The following is a 7,787-nucleotide window of genomic DNA, read 5'->3' as shown; positions in this document are numbered from 1 at the left end:
CCGAACTCAGCAGTGAAACGATGCATCGCCGATGGTAGTGTGGGGTTTCCCCATGTGAGAGTAGGTCATCGTCAAGATTCATTTCGCAAAACCCCTATCTGCGCATGCAGGTAGGGGTTTTGTCTTTGTGGCCCGGAAGCCACAGGCCTGCACAACCCTTCTCTGTGGGAGTGGGTTCACCCGCGAACACCGGCAAAGCCGGTGCCATCCACCGCGCTGTCTGCTTCGCGGTTAAAGCCCTCAAGTGCGGCGCGGTCTTCGAGGGGGGGGGCTGCGGGGGGTGGCCTCCATCCTGCCGGCAGGCCCTTTTCCTATGCAAGCCAACAGCCCATAGCTATCATGCCTGCCTTATTCCAAGTCGAGACTGGCATGCTGAAGTTGTTGAATCTCCTCAAGGATGGACGGTTCCATTCCGGAGAAGCTCTGGGGGCCGCCCTCGGGGTAAGTCGCAGCGCTGTTTGGAAGCAGCTGCAGCACCTGGAGAGCGAACTGAACCTCACTATTCACAAGGTTCGTGGGCGCGGCTATCAGCTATCGGCGCCACTGGCTTTGCTCGATGCACAAGCGATTGCCGAGTTTACCGAAGGCGAGCAGTGGCCTGTTTTTATCCACGACACCATCGATTCGACCAATGCCGAAGGCCTGCGGCTCGCCGCGGAAGGGCAGATTGCTCCATTCCTGATCCTGGCTGAGCGCCAGAGCGCCGGCCGTGGTCGGCGCGGTCGGCAGTGGGTCAGCCCGTTTGCCGAAAACCTGTATTACAGCCTGGTACTCCGTGTGGATGGCGGCATGCGCCAGCTCGAGGGCTTGAGTCTAGTGGTGGGGTTGGCGGTTATGCGTACCCTGCAGGCGTTTGGGGTGAAGGATGTAGGGCTCAAATGGCCCAATGATGTCCTCGTTCGCGGACAGAAGATCACCGGTATCCTCTTGGAATTGGTGGGCGACCCGGCAGATGTATGCCATGTGGTGCTGGGTATCGGCATCAATGTGAACATGCAGCTCAACGATCAGGTCGACCAGCTGTGGACCTCGATGCGCCGCGAAGCAGGGGCGGCAGTCGACCGTAACCGGCTGGTAGCGTTGCTCAGCCAGCAGTTGCAGCACGAATTGGCGCGGCATCGTCGCTACGGGTTTGCTGCATTCCAGGAAGAATGGGAGCAGGCGCACCTCTGGCAGGGGCGCAAGGTTTCTCTGATTGCCGGTAACACACATATCGATGGTGTGGTTCTTGGTGTCGACGGGCAGGGCGGTTTGCGCCTTGAGGTGGACGGGGTGGAAAAGAGCTTTAGTGGTGGTGAGCTCAGTTTGAGGTTGCGCGATGATTCTTGAGCTCGATTGCGGTAACAGTTTCATCAAGTGGCGGGTAATCCATGTCGCTGATGCAGCGATCGAAAGCGGCGGTATCGTCGACTCCGATCAGGCGCTGGTGGCCGAGGTGGCTGCACTTGCTTCCGTGCGTCTTACCGGCTGCCGCATTGTCAGTGTGCGCAGTGAAGAAGAAACCGACGCGCTTTGCGCGCTGATTGCCCAGGCGTTTGCCGTGCAAGCGCGAGTGGCGCACCCGGCCCAGGAACTGGCGGGTGTGCGCAATGGCTATGACGACTACCAGCGCCTGGGCATGGACCGTTGGTTGGCGGCGTTGGGAGCCTTTCACCTGGCCGGGCGCTCATGCCTGGTCATTGATCTGGGCACCGCTGCAAAAGCGGATTTCGTTGCAGCGGACGGCGAGCACCTGGGTGGCTACATCTGCCCGGGTATGCCATTGATGCGTAGCCAGTTGCGTACGCACACCCGGCGTATCCGTTATGACGATGCCTCGGCTGAGCGTGCATTGGCCAGCCTGGCGCCAGGGCGTTCGACTGTCGAGGCGGTCGAGCGCGGATGCGTTTTGATGCTCCAGGGTTTCGCGCGTACCCAGCTCGAACAGGCGCGGGCGCTGTGGGGGGACGATTTTGCAGTCTTTCTCACCGGCGGTGATGCGCCGTTGGTAAAAGAGGCCGTGCCGCAGGCGCGCGTCGTGCCTGACCTGGTTTTCGTTGGCTTGGCCATGGCCTGCCCATTGGATTGAGGTGCCTATGCGTTGGTTGTTTCTGCTGTTACTGGTGCTCAACGTCTTTTATTACGTGTGGCACCAGCAGGAAGCCCCGCTGAAGGTCAAGGAAGTGGCACCCCTTTCGCTGTACAAGGGGAATCAGCAAGAAATCCGTCTGTTGCGTGAAACAGGTGTGTCGGCGCCACCCAAACGTCGGGATGAGTGCCTGGTAGTCGGCGGCGTTATGGGTCAGGGGGAGCTCGATGCACTGCGTCAGCGTCTGTTAAGCCTGGATATTTCCACGCTACCGGTGGCGGGCCAGCTAGCGGGAGCGGAGGGTCGTTGGCTCAAGGTTGCCGCTGAAAGCGAGCGTTTGCTGGACCAAACCGTCATCGCAATTCTTTCCAACGATTTCAAAGACTTAAAACACAAAATTATTTTCTGCCAGGGTATTGCAACTGGCGAATAGCTTGATAGAATGGCGCCCGCTTCACAGGGAACACCACTCAGGTGGTAGAGCTGGAAGCGGTGTCAAAGCAGCTAAGTTTCAGATTTGATTGAAAAAATTTGAAAAAACGCTTGACACTAGGGCGGCAGACAAATAGAATGCCGGCCACATCTGGAGGGATTCCCGAGCGGTCAAAGGGGACGGACTGTAAATCCGTTGCGAGAGCTTCGAAGGTTCGAATCCTTCTCCCTCCACCAGTTTTAGCGAGAGCCGCAAGCTCCGCGGGTATAGTTTAGTGGTAGAACCTCAGCCTTCCAAGCTGATGATGCGGGTTCGATTCCCGCTACCCGCTCCAAGTTTGCTGGATTTTGCACAAAGTGTTTCGCTCTTGTAGCTCAGTTGGTAGAGCACACCCTTGGTAAGGGTGAGGTCAGCGGTTCAAGTCCGCTCAAGAGCTCCATATAAACAAGGCAGATATGAAAATATCTGCCTTTGTTTTATCAGCGCAAGACTATTTCTTCTGCGGAGGATTGTATCGATGGCTAAGGAAAAGTTTGATCGTTCCCTTCCCCACGTTAACGTCGGCACTATCGGCCACGTTGACCACGGTAAGACCACTCTGACCGCAGCTCTGACTCGCGTCTGCTCCGAAGTTTTCGGTTCGGCAGTCGTTGAGTTCGACAAGATCGACTCGGCTCCGGAAGAAAAAGCGCGCGGTATCACCATCAACACCGCTCACGTCGAGTACAACTCGAACATTCGTCACTACGCTCACGTTGACTGCCCAGGTCACGCTGACTACGTGAAGAACATGATCACCGGTGCTGCCCAGATGGACGGCGCGATCCTGGTTTGCTCGGCCGCCGATGGTCCGATGCCGCAAACCCGTGAGCACATCCTGCTGTCCCGTCAGGTAGGCGTTCCTTACATCGTGGTCTTCCTGAACAAGGCTGACCTGGTAGACGACGCCGAGCTGCTGGAACTGGTCGAGATGGAAGTTCGCGACCTGCTGTCCACCTACGACTTCCCAGGCGACGACACCCCGATCATCATCGGTTCGGCTCGTATGGCGCTGGAAGGCAAAGACGACAACGAAATGGGTACTACCGCTGTCAAGAAGCTGGTAGAAACTCTGGATGCCTACATCCCTGAGCCAGTTCGTGCCGTTGACCAGCCGTTCCTGATGCCGATCGAAGACGTATTCTCGATCTCGGGTCGTGGTACCGTTGTTACCGGTCGTATCGAGCGTGGTATCGTCCGCGTTCAGGATCCGCTGGAAATCGTTGGTCTGCGTGACACCACCACCACCACCTGCACCGGTGTTGAGATGTTCCGCAAGCTGCTGGACGAAGGCCGTGCTGGCGAGAACTGCGGCGTTCTGCTGCGTGGTACCAAGCGTGACGACGTTGAGCGTGGCCAGGTTCTGGTCAAGCCAGGTTCGGTCAAGCCGCACACCAAGTTCACCGCAGAAGTCTACGTTCTGTCGAAGGAAGAAGGCGGTCGTCACACTCCGTTCTTCAAAGGCTATCGTCCTCAGTTCTACTTCCGTACCACTGACGTGACCGGTAACTGCGAACTGCCGGAAGGCGTTGAAATGGTAATGCCGGGTGACAACATTCAGATGACTGTTACCCTGATCAAGACCATCGCAATGGAAGACGGTCTGCGCTTCGCTATCCGTGAAGGCGGTCGTACCGTCGGCGCCGGCGTCGTAGCAAAAATTATTGAATAAGTAGTTGATTTACTTGATCAGGCCGGTATAATGGCCGGCCTGATACAGCGTTACAGGTCAGTAGCTCAATTGGCAGAGCGACGGTCTCCAAAACCGTAGGTTGGGGGTTCGATTCCCTCCTGACCTGCCATTTCACTTCGGTGTGATGGCTTTCTTCTTACAGGATCCTCCTCGATGACTCCCAAAACTGAAGCCCAAGAATCGCGTTTTGATCTGTTCAAGTGGCTGGCTGTAGTGGCTTTGGTGGTTGTCGGCGTAGTGGGTAACCAGTATTACTCCGCGTCCCCGATCCTGTATCGCGTCCTTGCACTTCTCGTCCTGGCTGCTGTCGCGGGCTTTGTTGCCTTGCAGACTGCGAAGGGCAAGTCGTTCTTTACGCTGGCGAAGGAAGCTCGTACCGAGATTCGTAAAGTCGTGTGGCCGACCCGCCAGGAAACCACCCAGACCACGCTGATTGTCGTGGCTGTCGTGCTGGTTATGGCACTGCTGCTGTGGGGTCTTGATTCCCTGCTCGGCTGGGCGGTCTCCTTGATCGTTGGCTAAAGGTGATCCGTGGCTAAGCGTTGGTATGTTGTGCATGCTTACTCGGGTTACGAGAAGCATGTAATGCGCTCCCTGATCGAGCGCGTCAAGCTGGCTGGCATGGAAGACGGTTTCGGCGAGATCCTGGTCCCGACCGAAGAAGTCGTCGAAATGCGCAACGGCCAGAAGCGCAAGAGTGAGCGTAAATTCTTCCCTGGCTATGTATTGGTCCAGATGGAGATGAACGAAGGGACTTGGCACTTGGTCAAGGATACCCCTCGTGTGATGGGCTTTATTGGTGGTACCGCAGACAAGCCTGCGCCGATCACTGATAAAGAAGCTGAGGCCATCCTGCGTCGCGTAGCCGACGGTAGCGACAAGCCGAAGCCGAAGACACTGTTCGAGCCGGGTGAAGTGGTTCGAGTCATTGACGGTCCGTTCGCTGACTTCAATGGTAGTGTCGAAGAGGTTAACTACGAGAAGAGCCGCCTGCAGGTTGCAGTGCTCATTTTCGGTCGCTCTACTCCGGTAGAGCTCGAGTTCAGCCAGGTCGAAAAGGTCTAGGCGGACGAAGCATCCCATACCCCGCAGCCCTGTGTGCTGCGGGGTTTTGTCGTCACTGGGATAAAACGCAAGTCATCCGGGGAGCCATCAGGCGTTCGTACCCGATTTTGGAGTAGCTCATGGCTAAGAAGATTCAGGCTTACATCAAGCTGCAAGTTAAGGCCGGCCAGGCCAACCCAAGCCCACCCGTTGGTCCAGCACTGGGTCAACACGGTGTGAACATCATGGAATTCTGCAAGGCCTTCAACGCCCGTACTCAGGGTCAAGAAGCCGGCCTGCCGACTCCTGTGATCATCACTGTCTACAGCGACCGTAGCTTCACCTTCGAGACCAAGAGCACCCCTGCCTCGGTTCTGCTGAAGAAAGCTGCTGGCCTGACCAGTGGTTCGGCTCGTCCGAACACCGTTAAAGTCGGTACCGTTACCCGTGCTCAGCTGGAAGACATCGCCAAGGCTAAACAGGCTGATCTGACTGCCGCTGACCTGGACGCTGCTGTACGCACCATCGCTGGCTCTGCCCGCAGCATGGGCCTGAACGTGGAGGGTGTGTAATGGCTAAGCTGACCAAACGCCAAAAGGCAATCGCCGAGAAAATCGAAGCAGGCAAGGCCTACAACTTCGAAGAAGCGGCCACTCTGCTGGCTTCGCTGCCGGCTGCCAAGTTCGTAGAGTCCTACGACATCGCCGTTAACCTCGGTGTTGACCCGCGTAAATCCGACCAGGTCGTACGTAGCGCTACCGTGCTGCCACACGGCACTGGCAAGACCGTTCGCGTTGCTGTCTTCACCCAGGGTCCAGCTGCTGAAGCCGCTCTGGCTGCCGGCGCTGACCGCGTAGGTATGGACGATCTGGCTGCCGAAATGAAAGGCGGCGACCTGAACTATGACGTCGTCATCGCATCGCCTGATGCCATGCGCGTTGTAGGTCAGCTGGGTCAGGTTCTGGGTCCTCGCGGCCTGATGCCTAACCCGAAAGTTGGTACCGTAACCCCAGACGTAGCCGGCGCCGTCAAGAACGCCAAGGCTGGTCAGGTTCGCTACCGTACCGACAAGAACGGTATCATCCACACCTCCGTTGGCAAGATCGGCTTCGAAGCCGGCAAGCTGAAGGAAAACGTTGAAGCCCTGATCGCTGATCTGAAGCGTATCAAGCCAGCTTCCTCGAAAGGTATCTACGTCAAGCGCGTTACCCTGAGCACCACCATGGGCCCAGGTCTGGTCATCGATCAGAGCTCGCTGAACGTGTAAGAACATGGTGGCGCGACTTGTCGCGCCACCTGCAAAAATTGGGGTCCCTGCCTGGCGGGGGCTATCCAAGACCGTAGGCGGCGCGAGCCTTAAAACACCAGCCCACGCAGATGGTGCTCCCGATTCGTTACCGAATCAGACACCAAAACGACATCCGGCTTCGGCCAGATGAAACGGTAAAAACCAGGAGTAAACCCGTGGCAATTAAACTCGAAGACAAGAAGGCCATCGTCGCTGAAGTCAACGAGGCTGCCAAAGTCGCTCTGTCCGCTGTCGTGGCTGATGCCCGTGGTGTGACTGTAAGCGCAATGACCGGACTCCGTAAAGAGGCCCGCGAAGCTGGCGTTTACGTACGTGTCGTACGTAACACCCTGCTCAAGCGCGCTGTTGAAGGCACCGAATTCTCGATCCTCAACGACGCGTTCAAAGGCCCGACCCTGATTGCTTTCTCCAACGAACACCCGGGCGCTGCTGCTCGTCTGTTCAAAGAGTTCGCCAAGGGTCAGGACAAGTTCGAGATCAAGGCAGCTGCGTTTGACGGCAATTTCATTGCAGCGAACCAGATCGACGTGTTGGCTACCCTGCCGACCCGCGACGAAGCTATCGCAAAACTGATGAGCGTTATTCAAGGCGCCACCAGCAAGCTGGCTCGTACTCTGGCAGCCATTCGCGACCAGAAAGAAGCTACCGCCGCCTAACGCGTGCGAACTCTTTCAAAATCATACGTTTAATTTGATGGCTGCGTAGGCTGTCACCCCAATACAGGATTTAAGTCATGTCTCTGACTAACGAACAAATCATCGAAGCAATCGGCCAGAAAACCGTTCTGGAAGTTGTTGAGCTGATCAAAGCTATGGAAGAAACCTTCGGCGTTACCGCTGCTGTTGCCGCTGCTGGCCCAGCTGCTGCTGCTGCCGTTGTTGAAGAGCAGACCGAGTTCAACGTTGTTCTGGTTGAAGCCGGCGACAAGAAAGTGAACGTGATCAAAGCCGTTCGCGAACTGACCGGTCTGGGCCTGAAAGAAGCCAAAGAGAAAGTCGATGGCGCTCCTCAGGTTGTAGCTGAAGGCGTTTCGAAAGAAGCCGCTGAAGACGCTAAGAAGAAGCTGGAAGAAGCTGGCGCTAAAGTCGAGCTGAAGTAATCTCGACCTTGCGACTCCAGTCCGAGCGTTGAGCGAAGGGCTGATGGCTGGTGGCTTATGCCACCGGCCTTTTTCCGTTATTGGTGGCCGGTCAGGCCGGCC

General features: G+C 56.9%; 10 protein-coding genes and 4 tRNA genes. All 14 read left to right on the top strand.

The window, feature by feature from the left end:
- The first annotated feature begins 369 nt into the window (after positions 1 to 369).
- Complete coding sequence (gene birA, locus J5M58_RS20825; protein WP_112254064.1) at positions 370 to 1,329, top strand: bifunctional biotin--[acetyl-CoA-carboxylase] ligase/biotin operon repressor BirA; 960 nt, start codon at positions 370 to 372, stop codon at positions 1,327 to 1,329.
- Positions 1,319 to 2,068, top strand: coding sequence for a pantothenate kinase (locus J5M58_RS20820; protein ID WP_207879403.1), 750 nt, complete (start codon positions 1,319 to 1,321; stop codon positions 2,066 to 2,068). Before birA ends, J5M58_RS20820 begins: the two co-directional genes overlap by 11 nt.
- A gap of 7 nt (positions 2,069 to 2,075) precedes the next feature.
- A complete protein-coding gene (locus tag J5M58_RS20815; RefSeq protein ID WP_112254065.1) occupies positions 2,076 to 2,501 on the top strand; it encodes a hypothetical protein in 426 nt (141 codons plus the stop codon).
- 152 nt (positions 2,502 to 2,653) lie between these two features.
- Positions 2,654 to 2,737, top strand: a tRNA-Tyr gene (locus J5M58_RS20810).
- A 24-nt stretch (positions 2,738 to 2,761) separates the two neighbouring features.
- Positions 2,762 to 2,835 (top strand) — tRNA-Gly (locus tag J5M58_RS20805).
- A gap of 29 nt (positions 2,836 to 2,864) precedes the next feature.
- Positions 2,865 to 2,940, top strand: a tRNA-Thr gene (locus J5M58_RS20800).
- 78 nt (positions 2,941 to 3,018) lie between these two features.
- The gene (gene tuf / locus J5M58_RS20795; RefSeq protein ID WP_013970626.1) at positions 3,019 to 4,212 is read left to right on the top strand and encodes an elongation factor Tu; all 1,194 of its coding nucleotides are present in this window, start codon (positions 3,019 to 3,021) and stop codon (positions 4,210 to 4,212) included.
- Positions 4,213 to 4,266: 54 nt separating this feature from the next.
- Positions 4,267 to 4,342: transfer RNA gene (locus J5M58_RS20790), tRNA-Trp, on the top strand.
- Between the two features lie 44 nt (positions 4,343 to 4,386).
- Complete coding sequence (secE, locus tag J5M58_RS20785; protein ID WP_112249307.1) at positions 4,387 to 4,755, top strand: preprotein translocase subunit SecE; 369 nt, start codon at positions 4,387 to 4,389, stop codon at positions 4,753 to 4,755.
- A gap of 9 nt (positions 4,756 to 4,764) precedes the next feature.
- Positions 4,765 to 5,298: a transcription termination/antitermination protein NusG gene (gene nusG / locus J5M58_RS20780; RefSeq protein WP_003255501.1), complete on the top strand. Its 534-nt coding sequence runs from the start codon at positions 4,765 to 4,767 to the stop codon at positions 5,296 to 5,298.
- A gap of 119 nt (positions 5,299 to 5,417) precedes the next feature.
- A complete protein-coding gene (gene rplK, locus J5M58_RS20775; RefSeq protein ID WP_003255500.1) occupies positions 5,418 to 5,849 on the top strand; it encodes a 50S ribosomal protein L11 in 432 nt (143 codons plus the stop codon).
- Positions 5,849 to 6,544, top strand: coding sequence for a 50S ribosomal protein L1 (gene rplA, locus J5M58_RS20770; RefSeq protein WP_085626170.1), 696 nt, complete (start codon positions 5,849 to 5,851; stop codon positions 6,542 to 6,544). Before rplK ends, rplA begins: the two co-directional genes overlap by 1 nt.
- Before the next feature lie 197 nt (positions 6,545 to 6,741).
- Positions 6,742 to 7,242 carry a 50S ribosomal protein L10 gene (rplJ, locus tag J5M58_RS20765; protein ID WP_016715872.1) on the top strand — a complete coding sequence of 167 codons (501 nt, stop codon included), beginning with the start codon at positions 6,742 to 6,744 and terminating at the stop codon, positions 7,240 to 7,242.
- A gap of 77 nt (positions 7,243 to 7,319) precedes the next feature.
- A complete protein-coding gene (gene rplL / locus J5M58_RS20760; RefSeq protein WP_003255496.1) occupies positions 7,320 to 7,685 on the top strand; it encodes a 50S ribosomal protein L7/L12 in 366 nt (121 codons plus the stop codon).
- Positions 7,686 to 7,787 lie beyond the last annotated feature (102 nt).

This window comes from Pseudomonas sp. 32_A (genome assembly GCF_017490905.1).
Lineage (GTDB): Bacteria > Pseudomonadota > Gammaproteobacteria > Pseudomonadales > Pseudomonadaceae > Aquipseudomonas > Aquipseudomonas inefficax.
Note: the sequence above shows the minus strand (reverse complement) of the source record. Positions and strands in the feature narration are given on the sequence as shown.